This is a genomic window from Hyunsoonleella ulvae (assembly GCF_016827605.1).
GTDB classification, from domain to species: Bacteria; Bacteroidota; Bacteroidia; order Flavobacteriales; family Flavobacteriaceae; genus Jejuia; species Jejuia ulvae.
This window is the reverse complement of the sequence record NZ_JAEPJQ010000002.1, coordinates 307,283-323,857: the sequence shown is the minus strand read 5'-3', so window position 1 is coordinate 323,857 and position 16,575 is coordinate 307,283. Positions and strand designations below refer to the sequence as shown.

Sequence of the window (16,575 nt, the reverse complement as noted above, 5' to 3'; positions counted from 1 at the left end):
AAAATTTGAAGCTATTCAGAGCTATTTACGATAAAAACTTGTGCTTAGATGTTTTTAATAGTAGGTATAACGTCTTACTTTAGAGATATATTTTGCGAGTCTAACAACCTGATGACTGTATCCATATTCGTTATCATACCATATATACAGTATTACATTTTTTCCATCAGGGCGAACAATAGTTGCCTTACTATCATAAATTGAAGGTGCAGAACACCCAACAATATCGCTAGAAACGAGTTCATCATTAAGCTCGTACTTTATCTGCTCCACCAAATCGCCCTCAAGTGCATATTTTTTTATGGTGGCGTTAATTGCATTAAGAGATGTTTTTCTATCCAGTTCTAAATTTAGAATGGCTAACGAACCATTTGGTACAGGAACCCTAATCGCATTGGATGTTAATTTACCATCCAGACTTGGTAATGCTTTAGCCACAGCTTTCCCGGCACCAGTTTCTGTAATTACCATATTTAGTGCAGCAGCACGACCACGACGGTATTTTTTATGAAAATTATCTACTAAATTTTGATCGTTGGTATAAGCATGAATCGTCTCTAAATGACCACTTTTTATACCATAAGAATCTTCCACTGCCTTTAAAACAGGTGTTATGGCATTAGTAGTACAAGATGCAGCGGAAAAAATATCAATAGCATCCGGATTGTAATCAAAATGATTAACACCATGTACGATATTGGGAATTTCCTTTCCCGGAGCAGTAAGCAAGACTTTCTTAACCCCTTTTGCTTGTAGATGTCTGGATAATGCATCTTTATCCCTGAAAGCTCCAGTATTATCAATAACTAAGGCGTTACTTATACCGTATTTGGTATAATCAATTGTTTCAGGAGCGTCTGATGAAATGATCTTTACAGTTGTACCATTTACAATGAGGGCATTATTTTTTACATCAGCTGTAACAGTTCCTGAAAACTCACCGTGAATAGAATCGTTGTTTAATAAAGCAGCTCGTTTTTCTAAAATTTCTGATGTTATGGCACCTCTAGTAACAATGGCTCTTAGGCGAAGTTGACTGCCTTTTCCCGTCTTGGCCATTAATTCCCTGGCTACCAAACGCCCAATACGACCAAAACCGTAAAGTACAACATCTTTTGGTTCGATGGATTTACTTTTGTCGGCATCTTTAATTTTATTAGCTACAAAATGTATTGCATCATCAAATTTGTTTTCCTCTAAGTGGAATTCGTAAGTTAACTTACCAATATCCAATTTAGCAGGAGGGATATTGAGCTGTTTTATTGCTTTTGCAACTTCAACGGAATCAAAAATTGAAATGGGTTTTTGTACAAACTTACCAGCATAATCATGTAAGTTTAAAATTTCACTTACATTTTTGTCGATAAGCTGGTTTTTAAAGAGAATTAGCTCGATAGAGTCATCATACCAGAGATCACTAACAACTTTAATAAATTCAACTGTAGCTCTTCGTCGATCTGCTTGAAACGCTAACTCTTTTTCGTAAGTCGCATCTGTGGACATTATTTTGATAGTTTAGTAGTTTATAATGTTGCAAAAGTATCACATTTCAAACGTTTTCGTAAAACATTTGTATAAAAAAACAGCACCTTCAAAAGATGCTGTTTCTTCATAGTATATATTTGTTTTTATCTAATAAAATGACTCTCTTTTTCTCCGTCTAAATTAATGAGTTCTAACTCTAGTGGTTCGTTAACAGACTGACTTTTTAAAACCATTTTTACATCATCGACATTATTTATATCTGTGCCATTAATCTTGGTAATAATAGAGCCTTTACCAATATTATTTTTTTTCCAGTAGTTTATGATTCTTTCATTACCGTCTAATCGGTCTATTTTAACCCCATTTTTAGCCTTAAACTTTTTCAATTCCTTGGGTTTTGCATTTTTAATTAAGCCTACATAAGGTAAAACAACCGAAGGGGCAGGTTTAATAAGTCTTACAGGAACAGTTTTAATATTTCCATCGCGTAAATAAGTAACGTCCACATAATCGTCAGGACTTTTAGTATTTAAGTGGCCTTTAAGATCAGAAAACTTCAAGATCTTGATATTATCTACTTTTTTAATGATGTCTCCCTTTTTAATACCAGCCGCTTCGGCACCAGAGTCTTCTTCAATACTATCCACATAAAACCCTTCTGTATCATCGATATCTATTTTTTCGGCAGCTACGCTGTTTAAGGCAGTTCCAAACACCCCTAAAATTCCGTTTTGTACGTTACCGTATTCCATAATATCATTTACCACCTTTCTTGCAATATTGCTAGGTACAGCAAAGGAGTATCCTACATAAGATCCTGTTTGTGAGGAAATAGCAGTGTTGATACCAATTAACTCTCCGTTAGTGTTAACAAGAGCACCTCCCGAGTTTCCGGGGTTTACAGCAGCATCTGTTTGTATAAAAGACTGTGATGCATTACCAGATAAGTCTCTTGCTTTAGCACTAATAATTCCTGCGGTTACGGTTGAAGTTAAATTGAAGGGATTGCCAACTGCCAAAACCCATTCGCCTATTTTTGCATTATCAGAATCTCCAAACGTAACAACAGGTAAGTCCTCCTCGGCCTCAATCTTCAACAATGCGATATCTGTTTTGGGATCGGTGCCTACAATTTCGGCTTTATAAGTTTTATTGTTATTTAAGGTTACTGAAAGTTCTTGGGATTTATCAATAACATGGTTGTTTGTAATAATGTATCCATCAGGGGTAATTATAACACCAGAGCCAGTACCTAACTGTGCGCGTTGTGGGCTTCTGCCTAAAAATAAATCTTCAAAAGTCAATCTACCTCTACTTAACGTTACATTTTTTACGTGTACAACAGCATTTACAGTGTTTTCAGCAGCCTTTGCGAAATCAGGTGTTTCATAAGGCTTATAAATGGTGTTAGTTGAGGTTGTTGGGATTAAAGAGGGTTGCTCCTCAGTAGTATTAACTACTAATGTTTTTTCTTTTTCTAGAAATAATTTGTAGCCTCCAAGTGTTAATATACCACCAAGAGCTGAAACCAATACTAATGTTAAAATCTTCTTCATAATTTTCAGTTTAAGATATATTCATGAACGATTAAAATTAAATATTTATTGAATTTGAAATTCAACTTTAACGACGATTTAACAATCTGAAAAACGCTATAATATTTATATCTTTGTGCCTTGATTATGCAACAGAAATTTTACAAATATCAAGGTACAGGAAACGACTTTGTGATGATTGATAATCGTCAACAAACATTCGACAAAAATAATACCAAATTGGTGGCAGACCTTTGTGACCGACGTTTTGGCATAGGTGCAGACGGCTTAATTTTATTAGAAAATCACGATACTTGTGATTTTAAGATGGTTTACTATAATTCTGATGGTAATGAGAGTACGATGTGTGGAAACGGCGGTAGATGTCTAGTAGCTTTTGCCAAGCATTTAGGTGTGATCTCCGATAGTGCTGTTTTTGAGGCTATTGACGGTTTACATCACGCCACCATAAAGGATGGTATTGTACGATTACAAATGCAAGACGTGCCCTCTGTGCAGAAAAAGGAAAGTTATGTTTTTTTAGACACGGGTTCGCCACACCATGTTCAATTTGAGGAAGCTATAGATACTTTTGAAATTAAAGCAAAAGGTTCTGAAATTAGATATGGAGCACCGTATTTTGAAGAAGGATCCAATGTGAATTTTGTAAAACAGATGGATGATGATACCTTTAGATTAAGAACCTACGAACGTGGCGTGGAAGATGAAACTTTGTCATGTGGTACAGGGGCTACAGCTACAGCCATCGCAATGCATTATATAGGAGAGACTGAAAAGAATGTTATTTCCATACATGTTGAAGGTGGAAAATTGGAAGTAAGTTTTGATGTTAAAGAAGGTAAGTACACCAATGTGTGGCTTACTGGACCTGCGAAATTTGTTTTTGAGGGCACCATATGAAAACCCTAACAGGAGAACATATTAACCTTAGAGCTCTAGAACCAGAGGATTTAGATTTTGTTTTTGAGGTAGAGAATGACGAAACCACCTGGCAGTTAAGTAATACACAAACCCCTTTTTCTCGTTATGTTATTAAGCAATATTTAGAAAATGCCCTCAAGGATATTTTTGAGGCAAAACAATTGCGATTACTTATAGAAAGTAAAAACGGAGAAGCTCTAGGATTGATTGATTTATTTGACTTTGATTTTAAGAATAAAAGGGCTGGTGTAGGTATTATTGTAAAGGATGAAAATAATAGAGCTAAAGGTTTTGGAAATGAAGCCCTAAAGCTTCTAATAAAATATAGTTTTGCACATTTAGGATTGCATCAATTATATTGTAACATTTCAGAGGAAAACAAAGCAAGTATCCAGCTTTTTACAAATCACGGCTTTGAAAGCATAGGGCTTAAAAAGGATTGGAATTACAATGAAGGGCAATACAGTAACGAATTTTTATTTCAACTTATAAAATCATAGTATGTATATAAAAAAAATACTTTGGGCAATAGCACTAATCGGTTTAGTAGTAGCAGGCTTTTTTGCATATTATGTGTACAATGCGATGTTATCTCCAAATACAAAGTTTAACAATGATGAAGCCTATATATACATAAAATCTACGGATAGTTATGATGAAGTAAGATCCCAATTAGAGCCACTTTTAAAAGATATAGCCTCTTTTGATGTTTTAGCCGAACAAAAAAAATATACATCAAATATAAAATCAGGAAAGTTTGCGATAAAAAAAGGCATGAATAATAATGATATTATTAATTCTATACGGAGTGGAAACATCCCCGTTAAAGTAGCATTTAATAATCAAAATTCCCTAGAGAAATTGGCGGGTAGAATTGCCAAGCAAATAGAGGCAGATAGCTTGGCTCTTATCAATGCCATGACAGATACTGAGTTTTTAAGTTCCAATGGTTTTAAAAGCGAAACAGCATTAGGCATGTATTTACCCAATAGTTATGAATTGTATTGGAATACTTCTGCAGAGACGTTTAGGGATAGGATGCTAAAGGAGTACAAGCGATTTTGGACAGATAAGCGTATTGCCAAAGCACATAATATTGGTTTGTCTCAAGACCAAGTAATTGCGTTGGCTTCTATTGTTTACGAAGAGTCTAAAGCAGAAAAAGAGCAACCACGAATAGCTGGTGTTTACATTAATAGGTTGAAAAATGGTATTCCCTTACAGGCAGATCCTACACTAAAATTTGCTGCATACAAGCTACCTAAATATAAAAACACTATAATAAAACGTGTGTTAAATGTGCACAAAGAAATTAAGTCGCCGTATAATACCTATAAGAACAGAGGTTTACCACCTGGGCTTATCGCTATGCCAAACATATCAGCAATAGAAGCTGTTTTGAATTACGAAAAGCACAACTATTTATACTTCTCGGCAGACCCTAAACGAATTGGATATCATAAATTTGCTAAAACATTAGCACAGCATAATGCTAATGCAAGAGCATACCATTCATACTTAAACGCCAAAGGGATTAGAAAATAGAGCATGTGGTTATATAGGTGTAGTGTTATTCTTTTTTTGTGCTTCACTAGCACCGTAACATCCCAATCTCGTTTAGAGCAATTTTTAAAACCCAGTGACACCTTAAATAAGAGCCGAAGAAATGCTGTAGTACTATCAGAAGTAACGCTAAGCGGAATAACTTTGGTAGCGTTAAATAATGTCTGGTATGCAGATTTTGAGCGTTCTAAATTCCATACCATAAACGATAATAGCCAATGGTTGCAGATGGATAAATTTGGTCATGTGTTTACATCTTACCAAATGGGAAAACTGGGAGCAAACCTTTTAAATTGGAGCGGGGTTAGAAAACAAGATCAATTACTATATGGAGCTACTTTAGGTTTTGGGTTTTTAACAGCAGTAGAAATACTAGATGGTTATTCTAAAGAATGGGGCTTTTCTTGGGGAGATGTTGGTGCTAATGCATTAGGAACTGGCTTATATATTTCGCAAGAATTATTGTGGAATGAACAGCGCATTAACGTTAAATTTGGATTTAGGCCCTCAAGATATGCAGATTTAAACCCTGAAAAACTTGGAAATTCTTTCTCGGAACAAGTTTTAAAAGACTATAACGGACAAACGTATTGGCTAAGTTTTAATTTGTATTCTTTTTTTAAAGGCAGTAAAATTCCAAAATGGTTAAATGTGACTCTAGGCTATGGAGGCGAAGGGATGCTTACAGGTACAAGAGTTGCTGACAATCAAATGTTAACAACTATTCCAAGATTTAGGCAGTTTTATTTGAGTTTAGATGTAAATTTATCAAACCTAAGAACGAAATCAGCGCTGTTAAAGTCAATTTTTAACATTTTTAATATGATAAAAATACCATTTCCTACCTTAGAATTCAATAAAAAAGGGGCTGTATTTCATCTATTGCATTATTAAAAATTGCACTTAAACGAGTTATTTTGATATTATTAAAATAAAGTGTAATTTTGCACGCTCAAATTTTCAAGCAGTTTTACCTAGTAATTTTGCTGAAGAAATTTAAATATTATGGTAAAAAATATTGCAAGTTACCTAGTAATAGCACTTACAATATGTATACTGTTACACATATCGTTTTCAAGTAGTAAAGCGGTAGATTTTAGTAGGTATTCAACCGAAGGCTTAGTGTTAAATTATACCGTTAAGCCAGACGTAAGCATTAGGGATAATGCTAAGACGTCAAATGATGGATACGAATCGTTTTCGCCATATCTTGGTAAATCGTTCGTTGGTTTTAAAGAAGCTTTAGCTTTTAAGGAATCTGGAGGTAATTACGCTACAATTAATACCTATGGGTACTTGGGGAAGTATCAGTTTGGTAAGGAAACCCTCAGGCTTATAGGAGTAAGGGATATCAATAAGTTTTTAAACACTCCTAAATTGCAAGAAAAAGCTTTTATAGCAAATGCTCAGAGAAACAAGTGGATTCTTAGAAGGGATATTAATAATTTTGTTGGAAAACGAATAAATGGTATCCTGGTTACAGAATCGGGCATCTTAGCAGCAGCACATCTTGCAGGAGCTGGAAGCGTAAAAAAATATTTAAGAAGTTACGGTTTAGATAATTTTGCTGATGGTTATGGCACCACGGTAGCCTATTATATGAAAAGGTTCTCTGGTTACGATACGTCTTTCTTGAAAGCAAATAAAAAAGCCAAAGTAAATTCCATATAGATGGGTTTAGCTTTTATGAATAATAAAAATAGTAGGCCTTTTATGAAGGTCTACTTTTTTTTTGCTCCAAACTTTGGCGGGTAAAGTTTTTATGTATTCGCTGGGTAGTGTAATATCGCAAGCAACACATACATTTGTGTCTCCAGATACTGTTGCGCAGATGTCATCAAGTAACTTATTGTTTCTATAAGGTGTTTCAATAAAAATTTGTGATTGATTTTTATCAAAAGATAAGCGCTCTAAGTATTTTATTTCCTTTTTGCGTTCATTTTTATCAATTGTTAGGTACCCATTAAATGTAAAACTTTGCCCGTTTAAGCCAGAGCCCATAACAGCTAACAAAATGGAGGATGGGCCTACCAATGGCACAACTTGAATATCTTTTTCATGAGCAAGTTTTACAACATCAGCACCAGGATCAGCTACTCCAGGGCAACCAGCCTCTGATAAGAGACCAACGTTTTTTCCTTTTAAGCAGGGTTCTAAAAACTCAGGTAACTCAATAGGTTGTGTAAACTTGTTTAATAAAAATATTTCTAAAGAGGGCTGTGATTTCTTCGGACTAATTTTTTTGATGAACCGACGTGCGGTTTTTTCATTCTCAACTATAAAAATAGAAACATCCTCAATGGTTTTCTTTATTGAAATGGGTAGCACCTCAAGAGGAGGTGTGTCTCCTAATGTAGTAGGAATGAGAAATAATTTGCCTTTGGTAGTTTGCATTTCAATTCTATTAAGGAGTTATTTACGCTGTTAATCTAGCGACAATAACATCACAAGCTTTATCTAGCATTTCGTATACATTCTTAAAGCCTTGTTCCCCACCATAGTAAGGATCTGGAACACTTAAATTTTCGTTTGGTGCTATTTCGTTAAGAATAAGTTTTACTTTAGATGTATGATTCTCGTCTTTAGCCATGGATAAAATATGATTGTAATTTGACTCGTCCATTGCGTAAATCAAATCAAAATCTTCGAAATCCTTTTTCACAAATTGTCTTCCCCTTAGGTGGGTAATATCAATACCGTGCTTTTTAGCGATAGAGATTGAGCGTAAATCTGGCTTGCTGCCTAAATGATAAGCTGCTGTTCCGGCAGAATCGATGATAAATTCATCAGTATCAGGTAGCTTAGATTTTAAAATACCTTCAGCTAATGGCGAGCGACAAATATTGCCCAAGCATACCATCAGAATTTTAGTCATTTTAGTAAAATTTAAACAGAGAGTTTTTTTGCAATATCTTCTACGTATTTCCTAAACTGCTTATCGGTAGAGGATAGGTTGTCTACTGTTTTACAAGCGTGAAGTACCGTAGCGTGGTCGCGTTTTCCTATTTGGGAACCAATACTGGCTAACGAGGCTTTGGTCATTTTTTTGGCAAAGAACATCGCTAATTGTCTAGCTTGTACAATGTGGCGCTTTCGGGTTTTAGACTGAAGTGTATCTACATCCATTTGGAAATAGTCAGATACAACTTTTTGAATATAATCTATAGACACTTCGCGTTTTGTATTCTTTACAAATTTTTCAACTATTTGTTTAGCCAGTTCTAAAGTAATTTCTTTTCTATTGAAAGAAGATTGTGCGATTAATGAAATAATAGCACCTTCTAGCTCACGAACATTAGTCTTAATGTTTTTTGCAACATAATCTATAATCTCATCAGGCATTTCAACCCCATCACGATATAATTTGTTCTTTAAAATGGATACGCGTGTTTCGAAATCTGGATGCTGCAATTCAGCAGAAAGTCCCCACTTAAAGCGTGACAGTAAGCGTTGCTCGATATCTTGCATATCTACAGGAGCCTTGTCACTGGTAAGTATGACTTGCTTCCCATTTTGATGTAAATGATTAAAAATATGGAAGAATACATCTTGTGTTCCAGACTTTCCAGAAAGGAACTGCACATCATCAATAATTAATACATCAATGATTTGGTAAAAATGAATAAAATCGTTGCGATTGTTCTTTTTAACGGAATCTATATATTGTTGGGTAAACTTTTCGGCAGAAATATAAAGTACAGTTTTTTCTGGATATTTATCCTTAATGTCAACCCCAATAGCATGAGCTAAATGTGTTTTCCCCAAGCCAACACCACCAAAAATAAGTAATGGATTAAAAGATGTACCACCAGGTTTGGCTGCTACAGCTAATCCTGCACTTCTTGCTAGCCTATTAGAATCTCCTTCTAAAAAATTCTCAAAACTATAATTGGGATTTAATTGTGACTCAATTTTCACATTTCTTATCCCAGGAATAACGAATGGATTTTTTAATTCAGGACTTTTGTTATTAAGAGGAATGTCTACTTCTTGTGATTTTACTGGTGTTCTATTAGAACTTGGTATTTTTTCAGTAAAAGGCTGCCTATTACCATAAGTATTTTCCATCTTGATGATATAGACTAATTTGGCAGTTTCCCCTAGCTCTTTTGTTAGAGCTACTTTTAAGATTTTAACATAATGTTCTTCCAGCCATTCATAAAAGAATTTACTTGGAACTTGAATACTTAAAGCGTTTTCTTGAAGCTTTACTGCTACAATGGGTTCAAACCATGTTTTGTAGGCTTGCGGTTGGATATTATCCTTTATAAAACTAAGACAGTTATTCCAAACCGATTGCGCAGTTGTACTCATTTAGTTAAAATATTTTGGTTTTAGTTAGTATTTTTAAAGAAGAAGAATACTTCTTTAATCCCCCTTTTGTTACATGGCAAATATGTGAACAAAATTCTAAAAAAAAAAATCAAATAGTGTTGAATTTTCAGAATTTTTTCCTCATGTTTAAGCTCCAGCCGAAACTACAAAAAAATATTGATATAAAGTCATGAAATTCGATGAAATACAAATTAGAGTGAGGTATGGTGAAACAGACCAAATGGGTGTGGTATATCATGGCAATTATGCGTTATACCTAGAAATGGGGAGAATTGAATGGTTACGTAAACTAGGAGTTTCATACAAAAAAATGGAAGAAGACGGTATAATGTTGCCAGTAGTTTCCCTTAATATAAATTATAAAAAATCAGCAGGTTACGACGACCTAATTAATGTGAAAACTCAACTTAAAAAGAAGCCAACTGCAAAGATTGAATTTGAGTACGAAATCACAAATGAAGCTGGAGAAATTTTAACTACTGCAAGTACAACATTGGTCTTTATCGATATGAAAACTAACAGGCCAGTGCGTGCTCCAAAATATATTTTGGATTTAATAGATTAAGGGGTTTTAATAGTAACGCCATACGTGGCATTAAATATTTTAAAAATATCCTTAACTAAGCTTTTTCTAACAGAGATGGTAATGGCACAACTTAGTTCTAATTGTTGATGAATGATTTTAAGTTGTCTTTCTTTAATAATTCGCATTACTTTGTTCATATCCTTGTATTCAAAAGTAATTACAAACTCGGTATCTATGGTCTTTTCAATGATTTCTGCAGATTCTAAAGTTAATTGCGCGGCTGTTTTGTAAGCCTGTATCAAACCTCCAACGCCTAATTTTATGCCTCCAAAATATCTCACCACTATTATTAATACATTAGTAATTCCAAAGGATTGTATCTGTCCGTAAATAGGCATTCCTGCAGAATTGCTGGGTTCGCCATCGTCATTTACTCTAAAAACCATTTGTTCTGTTCCTATTTGATAGGCATAGCACCAGTGTCTGGCAGAATGGTATTGGTTTTTTGTAGCTTCTAAGTGTTGTTTTATATCATCTTCATTTTTTACAGGAAATGCCAATCCGTAGAATTTACTGTTCCTTTCTTTATAAAGAATGCTATCAGTAGTAGAAACAATTGTTTTATAAGTGTCTTTAGCCTCCAAAATTTAAAAAAGATGCTTTTGCTTTAACAATAAATCCGTAACATCTTCTTTGTAGGGTGTGATGTGCCACGTTTTAATACCCAACACTTTAGCGGTAGAAATATTATCTGCATTATCATCGATAAAGAGACACTGTTCTGGTTTTAGTTGGTGATTGTTCAATACAAATTCAAAAATATCAGTGTTTGGTTTTCTTAAATGTATTTCATAGGATAAATAAAATGCGTCAAAGCAGTTTTTAAATTCATCATAAAATGCTACGTGTTCTTTAATCCAATTTATATGTAGTTCGTTTGTATTACTCAATAAAATAAGATTGTATTTGTGTTCTGCTTTTAAAGCCTTTAAAAAATCTAAACGTTGCTTGGGGAAATCTTTTAAAATGATATTCCATAAATCGATTAATTGTTTTTTGGATAAATGGGGGAACTTTTTAGCATAAAAACTAACAAATGTTTCAGTAGAAACCTTACCAGTTTCATAAGCATTATTAATGGTAATAATGTCTTGGGGTAAAGTATTAATTTTAAGTTGCTGTAGTGATTGTTTGTATCCGTTTTCAATATCTAAATTGATAAATACATTTCCAAAATCAAATATAATGGTATCAATCATTGCTATAGATATTAAGGGTATCGTTTAGGATTTTACTTTGTGATATTAACTTACCAGAGAGTTTTGGTGCTTTAATTCCGTCTCCAAAATTGGAGTTGCCTTTAAAAATTCGTGCTTCATCCCAAAGGTTTTCGTCAATAAAGGTTTGTAAGGTTTGTGCTCCGCCCTCAATGATTACGGAGTTAATATTATTTGCAAATAGAGTAGTACAGATTTGTTTACCTATAGGTACTGTAAAGTCAATAGTATTTTTATCAATAATTATAGTGTTGGCTTCTGCATTAAAAACATCTAAACCCTTTTGTAGTTTGTTGTTTTTATCAATGACAACTCTAATAGGGTTTTTACCAGTCCAATCTCTAACGGTTAAACTAGGGTTGTCTTCTAAAACCGTATTTGTGCCAACCAAAATGGCTTGTTCTTCAACACGCCATTTGTGTACCAATTGTCTTGAGTGTTTATTTGTTATCCATACAGGAGCTTGTTTTGTTTTAGATTTGGGAGCAATAAACCCATCTTGGGTTTCAGCCCATTTTAGTATAATGTAGGGGCGTTTTTTATTGTGAAAAGTAAAAAAACGTTTATGAAGTTGCTTACACTCATACTCTAAAACACCAACTATAACATTGGTGCCGGCATCTTTAAGCCTTTTTACGCCTCTCCCAGCTACTTGTTCGTTATCATCAATACAGCCAATAACAACATTTGGGATTTTATGTTTAATTATTAAGTCGCTACAAGGTGGTGTTTTTCCATAATGAGAGCAGGGTTCTAAAGTAACGTACAGTGTTGCTTTTTTTAAAAGAGAAGTGTCTTGCACGGCGTTAATGGCATTTACTTCTGCATGGTTACCTCCATAGGCACTGGTAAATCCTTCACTTATAATTTTGTTATTTACCACAATTACGCAGCCTACCATAGGGTTTGGTCTGGTAATGCCTAACCCGTTTTTTGCAATTTGTAAACAGCGTTTTATGTAGGTTTCATGAACGCTCACGGTTATATCTTAATTTTTATTTCTTCGGTTTCATCTACATCATAATTAAAAGAGAAGCCCAAAGCTTTATAAATAATAGCTCCTTTGTACTGTACTTTTATGTTTTGGCTAAATAAACTTCCAATAAGCCCACCTATATTTTTTCCGCTTATAAGGCTATCAATGGGAACAGTAGCCTTTAGAGGAATGCTAAATTCTTTTTTCGAAGGCACCTTGAAACTTTTGGTGGATACTTGACCTACTTCATTGTTATTTACAAATATTTTGATTTCATCGGTTTTTAATTCGCCTCCAATATCATTGGGGTTCATAAATAAAGCATCAGCTGATAGTGTAATGTGCTTAGAAGTGGATTCCTCTACTTTAATGTTTTCAACATTTATAAAAAGAGGTCTCTCATTTACTTTACAGTTAAAAAAAGTACACAGTATTGTTAATAATAATAAAAAACGTTTCATATTCTATTTTAAGAATTCCTGTATCTTCACTTTTAAAAAAAGAATCGATTAAAGTGGGTAAAGATACTATAGTTATTCGAGAAATACAGCCGCAAGATGATGCTCAATTAGAGGCAGTAATTAGAAACTGTTTTTATGAGTTTAATATTCCTCTCACTGGTACTGCTTACGAAGATCCAGAAACTAAACAAATGTTTCAATCCTATCAAAATGATGATGATGTATATTTTGTTGTAGAAAAAAATGGAGAAATTTTAGGTGGGGCAGGCGTCAAACCTCTAAAGGATTTTGAAGATACGATTTGTGAGATTCAGAAAATGTATTTTTCCCCTAAAGTTCGTGGCAAAGGTTTTGGTAAATTGATGTTTAAAACCTGTATAAAAGCAGCACAAGATTTAGGTTATAAACAATGCTATTTGGAGTCTGCGCCACAACTAAAAGCTGCTATACATCTATATGAGAGCTTTGGGTTTAAGCATTTACAAAGTGCCTTGGGCAATACAGGGCATTCCTCTTGTGGTATATGGATGATAATGGATTTATGAAATTAAAAGATATCAGAAATACGTTTCATAAAGCTTTGGGGCAGTTTTATCCAAGAGAGGAAATAAATACGTTTTTTTATCTCCTTACTGAAAAATTTTATGGATTAAAGCGGATTGATTTGGCCATGCATCCAAATAAAAAAATACAACACGAATCTTTAATTTTGGAAGCTCTAGAACTGTTAAAAACTGAGAAACCAATTCAATATATACTCAAAGAAGCAGAGTTTTTTGGTCTCAAATTTAAGGTGGATGAGAATGTATTGATTCCGCGCCCCGAAACCGAAGCTTTAGTGCAATGGATAATTAATACTGTTGATGAGGGTAGGGAAATTAATATTTTAGATATTGGTACAGGCAGTGGGTGTATTGCAATTTCATTGAAAAAAACATTGCCAAAAGCCAACGTTTATGCAATTGATGTAAGTGAAAGTGCACTTGAGGTTGCTAAAGGCAATGCTTTAAATAATAAGGTAACTCTCCAATTTATGAAGTGTGATATTTTAGATGAGAAGGCTTGGGAGCACTGTTTTAAGGATTTAAAGTTTGATGTTATTGTGTCCAATCCGCCATATGTTAGAGTATTGGAAAAACAATTGATGCAACCTAATGTATTAGAATATGAACCTCATTTAGCATTGTTTGTAGAGGATGATAATGCACTATTGTTTTACGAGGCTATTTCTAAATTTGCAAAACAGGCGTTGCATCAAGATGGATGCTTGTTTTTTGAGATTAATGAATATTTGGGAGAAGAGACTGTTGGGCTTTTGGAGGAATTTTATTTTAAAAACATAATATTAAAGCAAGATATCTTTGGGAAAGATAGAATGATAAAAGCAGAAATGAACTAATGAAAGACATTCAACTTAGAATAAATGAACTTAGGGAAGAATTAAGAGCTCATAATTATAGTTATTATGTATTGGATAATCCTAAAATCTCAGATTATGAGTTTGATATTAAACTTAAAGAACTTCAAGAGCTAGAAGAAAAGCATCCTGAGTTTTACGATGCTAACTCGCCAACACAACGTGTAGGGGGAGAAGTAACTAAAAACTTTGAAACGGTTAAGCATGAGTACCGTATGTATTCTCTGGATAACTCTTATTCCAAAGAAGATTTATTGGATTGGGAAAAGCGCATAAAAAAAATAGTAGAAGGAGAGGTGAATTATACATGCGAATTGAAGTATGACGGGGCTTCCATGAGTTTAACTTATCAACAAGGAAAATTGATTAAAGCCGTGACCCGTGGTGATGGATTTCAAGGTGATGATGTAACTGCAAATGTAAAAACCATTAAAACTGTACCATTGCAGTTGCAAGGAGATTATCCTGATGTATTTGAAATTAGAGGAGAAATTATATTGCCTTTTGATGGATTCAGTAAGATGAATCAGGAGCGTATTGCTAACGGAGAAGAGCCTTACAGGAATCCCAGAAATACAGCATCGGGTAGTTTAAAATTGCAAGACAGCGCCGAGGTCGCCAAACGCCCGTTAGAATGTTTGCTGTATAACTTAAAGGGTAGAAATTTGCCCATTTCAACACAATTTGAAAGCTTAGAAAAAGCCCGTTCTTGGGGGTTTAAAGTGCCAGATGTTGCAGTATTGGCAAAAAATATTGATGAAGTTTTAGAGTTTGTAAATTATTGGGACGTCAAACGTCATGAGCTGCCTTATGAGACTGACGGGGTTGTGGTTAAAGTTAATAGTTTGCAACAACAAGAAGAGTTAGGTTATACAGCCAAAGCACCACGCTGGGCAATGGCGTATAAGTTTAAGGCAGAACAAGTGTCTACTCTATTAAACGAGATTACGTACCAAGTAGGGCGTACAGGAGCCATTACTCCTGTGGCTAATTTGGAGCCAGTGGAATTGGCGGGTACAACAGTAAAGCGCGCATCTATACATAATGCAGATCAAATTGAAAAACTTGATATTCGTGAAAGGGACACTGTTTTTGTGGAAAAAGGCGGGGAGATTATTCCAAAAATTATTGGAGTTGATTTTACATTACGACCAGAAGATTCAGAGCCTACAAGATATATAACACATTGCCCAGAATGTGGTACTGAACTTATAAGAACCGATGGCGATGCTAAGCATTATTGTCCTAATTATAATGGTTGTAATCCTCAAATTATTGGTAGAATACAACATTATATCTCAAGAAAGGCAATGGATATTGAAGGTTTGGGAGGGGAAACCGTTGCGCTTCTTGTAAATGCAGGTTTAATTTCAAATTATTCTGATTTATATGAATTAACAAAGGAGCAGGTTATCCCTTTAGAGCGAATGGCAGAAAAGAGTGCCGACAATTTAATAAATGGGATCAAAGCCTCTGTAAACATTCCTTTTGAGCGTGTATTGTATGCATTGGGTATTCGTTATGTTGGTGAGACCGTAGCTAAAAAATTAGCAAAGCATTATAAATCAATTGATAATCTCGTTAATGCTTCTCAAGAAGATTTAGAGCAGGTTGATGAAATAGGTGTGAAAATTGCTGAAAGTGTTACCTTGTTTTTTGCCTCACAGGAAAATATACTAATTGTAAATAGGCTAAAAGGGTTTGGTGTACAATTAGAAATATCCTCTGAGGAGTTGGAAGGACAAACAGATACTTTAAAAGGACAGTCTATCGTTGTTTCTGGGGTGTTTGAGCATGTATCCAGAAATGAGCTTAAAAAACTGATCGAGGATAATGGAGGTAAGGTTAGTAGTTCCATATCCTCCAAAACTAGTTTTGTAGTTGCTGGTGATAAAATGGGGCCTAGTAAAAAGGATAAAGCAAATAAATTAGGAATAACATTAATAAACGAAGTTGAATTCTTACAAAAAATAGATAAATTTTAAAAAAAAACGACAAAAAGTATTTTTTTATCGATTAATTACATTTTTTATTTATATTTGTCACACAACTATTAAC

The 16,575-nt window shown here is 34.2% G+C and carries 18 protein-coding genes; 9 read left to right on the top strand and 9 right to left on the bottom strand.

The features are described from left to right. Positions 1-54: 54 nt before the first annotated feature. Together JS605_RS07095 and JS605_RS07090 are read right to left on the bottom strand one after the other, a co-directional pair. Entirely contained in the window at positions 55-1,503 is a 1,449-nt protein-coding gene (locus JS605_RS07095; protein ID WP_203257001.1) for a glyceraldehyde-3-phosphate dehydrogenase, read from the bottom strand. A 125-nt stretch (positions 1,504-1,628) separates the two neighbouring features. Continuing rightward, positions 1,629-3,041: a trypsin-like peptidase domain-containing protein gene (locus JS605_RS07090; protein WP_203257000.1), complete on the bottom strand. Its 1,413-nt coding sequence runs from the start codon at positions 3,039-3,041 to the stop codon at positions 1,629-1,631. Positions 3,042-3,167: 126 nt separating this feature from the next. Between JS605_RS07090 and dapF the strand changes: the two genes are divergently transcribed. The 5 genes from dapF (at position 3,168) to JS605_RS07065 (ending at position 7,196) form a co-directional block, all read left to right on the top strand. Continuing rightward, positions 3,168-3,941: a diaminopimelate epimerase gene (gene dapF, locus JS605_RS07085; RefSeq protein WP_203256999.1), complete on the top strand. Its 774-nt coding sequence runs from the start codon at positions 3,168-3,170 to the stop codon at positions 3,939-3,941. After that, entirely contained in the window at positions 3,938-4,462 is a 525-nt protein-coding gene (locus tag JS605_RS07080; protein WP_203256998.1) for a GNAT family N-acetyltransferase, read from the top strand. Before dapF ends, JS605_RS07080 begins: the two co-directional genes overlap by 4 nt. A 1-nt stretch (position 4,463) precedes the next feature. Next, a complete protein-coding gene (mltG, locus tag JS605_RS07075) occupies positions 4,464-5,507 on the top strand; it encodes an endolytic transglycosylase MltG (RefSeq protein ID WP_203256997.1) in 1,044 nt (347 codons plus the stop codon). A gap of 3 nt (positions 5,508-5,510) precedes the next feature. Beyond that, positions 5,511-6,419 carry a DUF2279 domain-containing protein gene (locus tag JS605_RS07070; protein WP_203256996.1) on the top strand — a complete coding sequence of 303 codons (909 nt, stop codon included), beginning with the start codon at positions 5,511-5,513 and terminating at the stop codon, positions 6,417-6,419. Between the two features lie 111 nt (positions 6,420-6,530). Next, a complete protein-coding gene (locus JS605_RS07065) occupies positions 6,531-7,196 on the top strand; it encodes a lysozyme family protein (protein WP_203256995.1) in 666 nt (221 codons plus the stop codon). A gap of 6 nt (positions 7,197-7,202) precedes the next feature. Here the strand turns inward: JS605_RS07065 and JS605_RS07060 are convergent, their stop codons facing one another. The 3 genes from JS605_RS07060 to dnaA are packed head-to-tail and all read right to left on the bottom strand — an operon-like array spanning position 7,203 to position 9,839. Next, on the bottom strand, positions 7,203-7,919 hold the full coding sequence (locus JS605_RS07060) for an SAM-dependent methyltransferase (protein ID WP_203256994.1): 717 nt from the start codon (positions 7,917-7,919) through the stop codon (positions 7,203-7,205). 22 nt (positions 7,920-7,941) lie between these two features. Beyond that, on the bottom strand, positions 7,942-8,400 hold the full coding sequence (locus JS605_RS07055; protein WP_203256993.1) for a low molecular weight protein-tyrosine-phosphatase: 459 nt from the start codon (positions 8,398-8,400) through the stop codon (positions 7,942-7,944). An 11-nt stretch (positions 8,401-8,411) separates the two neighbouring features. Then, positions 8,412-9,839, bottom strand: a complete 1,428-nt coding sequence (gene dnaA, locus JS605_RS07050; RefSeq protein WP_203256992.1) for a chromosomal replication initiator protein DnaA — start codon at positions 9,837-9,839, stop codon at positions 8,412-8,414. Between the two features lie 190 nt (positions 9,840-10,029). Here dnaA and JS605_RS07045 point away from each other — a divergent pair, with 190 nt between their 5' ends. After that, a complete protein-coding gene (locus JS605_RS07045) occupies positions 10,030-10,425 on the top strand; it encodes an acyl-CoA thioesterase (RefSeq protein WP_203256991.1) in 396 nt (131 codons plus the stop codon). Here JS605_RS07045 and JS605_RS07040 read toward each other — a convergent pair. From JS605_RS07040 to JS605_RS07025, 4 genes are read right to left on the bottom strand one after another with little or no spacing between them, the layout of a single operon-like run. After that, a complete protein-coding gene (locus tag JS605_RS07040; protein ID WP_203256990.1) occupies positions 10,422-11,030 on the bottom strand; it encodes an IMPACT family protein in 609 nt (202 codons plus the stop codon). The genes JS605_RS07045 and JS605_RS07040 overlap by 4 nt on opposite strands. Before the next feature lie 3 nt (positions 11,031-11,033). Continuing rightward, positions 11,034-11,645 carry an HAD family hydrolase gene (locus JS605_RS07035; RefSeq protein ID WP_203256989.1) on the bottom strand — a complete coding sequence of 204 codons (612 nt, stop codon included), beginning with the start codon at positions 11,643-11,645 and terminating at the stop codon, positions 11,034-11,036. Then, positions 11,638-12,642 (bottom strand): bifunctional diaminohydroxyphosphoribosylaminopyrimidine deaminase/5-amino-6-(5-phosphoribosylamino)uracil reductase RibD, encoded by a 1,005-nt coding sequence (ribD, locus tag JS605_RS07030; RefSeq protein WP_203256988.1) that lies wholly within the window; start codon positions 12,640-12,642, stop codon positions 11,638-11,640. Before ribD ends, JS605_RS07035 begins: the two co-directional genes overlap by 8 nt. A 2-nt stretch (positions 12,643-12,644) precedes the next feature. Continuing rightward, a complete protein-coding gene (locus JS605_RS07025; RefSeq protein WP_203256987.1) occupies positions 12,645-13,100 on the bottom strand; it encodes an LEA type 2 family protein in 456 nt (151 codons plus the stop codon). 53 nt (positions 13,101-13,153) lie between these two features. Here JS605_RS07025 and JS605_RS07020 point away from each other — a divergent pair, with 53 nt between their 5' ends. Genes JS605_RS07020 through ligA form a run of 3 tightly spaced genes read left to right on the top strand, consistent with a single transcriptional unit; the run spans position 13,154 to position 16,502 of the window. Further along, complete coding sequence (locus tag JS605_RS07020) at positions 13,154-13,645, top strand: GNAT family N-acetyltransferase (RefSeq protein WP_203256986.1); 492 nt, start codon at positions 13,154-13,156, stop codon at positions 13,643-13,645. Then, positions 13,642-14,499, top strand: a complete 858-nt coding sequence (gene prmC, locus JS605_RS07015) for a peptide chain release factor N(5)-glutamine methyltransferase (RefSeq protein WP_203256985.1) — start codon at positions 13,642-13,644, stop codon at positions 14,497-14,499. The genes JS605_RS07020 and prmC overlap by 4 nt, the downstream gene beginning before the upstream one ends. Next, positions 14,499-16,502, top strand: a complete 2,004-nt coding sequence (ligA, locus tag JS605_RS07010) for an NAD-dependent DNA ligase LigA (protein ID WP_203256984.1) — start codon at positions 14,499-14,501, stop codon at positions 16,500-16,502. Before prmC ends, ligA begins: the two co-directional genes overlap by 1 nt. Positions 16,503-16,575: the final 73 nt, after the last annotated feature.

Excerpts from the sequence above, each read along its gene's own strand:
- ligA (WP_203256984.1), top strand. The coding sequence starts at position 14,499 with ATGAAAGACATTCAACTTAGAATAAATGAACTTAGGGAAGAATTAAGA.
- JS605_RS07095 (WP_203257001.1), bottom strand. The coding sequence starts at position 1,503 with ATGTCCACAGATGCGACTTACGAAAAAGAGTTAGCGTTTCAAGCAGAT.
- JS605_RS07065 (WP_203256995.1), top strand. The coding sequence starts at position 6,531 with ATGGTAAAAAATATTGCAAGTTACCTAGTAATAGCACTTACAATATGT.
- JS605_RS07090 (WP_203257000.1), bottom strand. The coding sequence starts at position 3,041 with ATGAAGAAGATTTTAACATTAGTATTGGTTTCAGCTCTTGGTGGTATA.
- JS605_RS07055 (WP_203256993.1), bottom strand. The coding sequence starts at position 8,400 with ATGACTAAAATTCTGATGGTATGCTTGGGCAATATTTGTCGCTCGCCA.
- mltG (WP_203256997.1), top strand. The coding sequence starts at position 4,464 with ATGTATATAAAAAAAATACTTTGGGCAATAGCACTAATCGGTTTAGTA.
- dnaA (WP_203256992.1), bottom strand. The coding sequence starts at position 9,839 with ATGAGTACAACTGCGCAATCGGTTTGGAATAACTGTCTTAGTTTTATA.
- dapF (WP_203256999.1), top strand. The coding sequence starts at position 3,168 with ATGCAACAGAAATTTTACAAATATCAAGGTACAGGAAACGACTTTGTG.
- JS605_RS07080 (WP_203256998.1), top strand. The coding sequence starts at position 3,938 with ATGAAAACCCTAACAGGAGAACATATTAACCTTAGAGCTCTAGAACCA.
- JS605_RS07060 (WP_203256994.1), bottom strand. The coding sequence starts at position 7,919 with ATGCAAACTACCAAAGGCAAATTATTTCTCATTCCTACTACATTAGGA.
- JS605_RS07070 (WP_203256996.1), top strand. The coding sequence starts at position 5,511 with ATGTGGTTATATAGGTGTAGTGTTATTCTTTTTTTGTGCTTCACTAGC.
- prmC (WP_203256985.1), top strand. The coding sequence starts at position 13,642 with ATGAAATTAAAAGATATCAGAAATACGTTTCATAAAGCTTTGGGGCAG.
- JS605_RS07045 (WP_203256991.1), top strand. The coding sequence starts at position 10,030 with ATGAAATTCGATGAAATACAAATTAGAGTGAGGTATGGTGAAACAGAC.
- JS605_RS07035 (WP_203256989.1), bottom strand. The coding sequence starts at position 11,645 with ATGATTGATACCATTATATTTGATTTTGGAAATGTATTTATCAATTTA.
- JS605_RS07025 (WP_203256987.1), bottom strand. The coding sequence starts at position 13,100 with ATGAAACGTTTTTTATTATTATTAACAATACTGTGTACTTTTTTTAAC.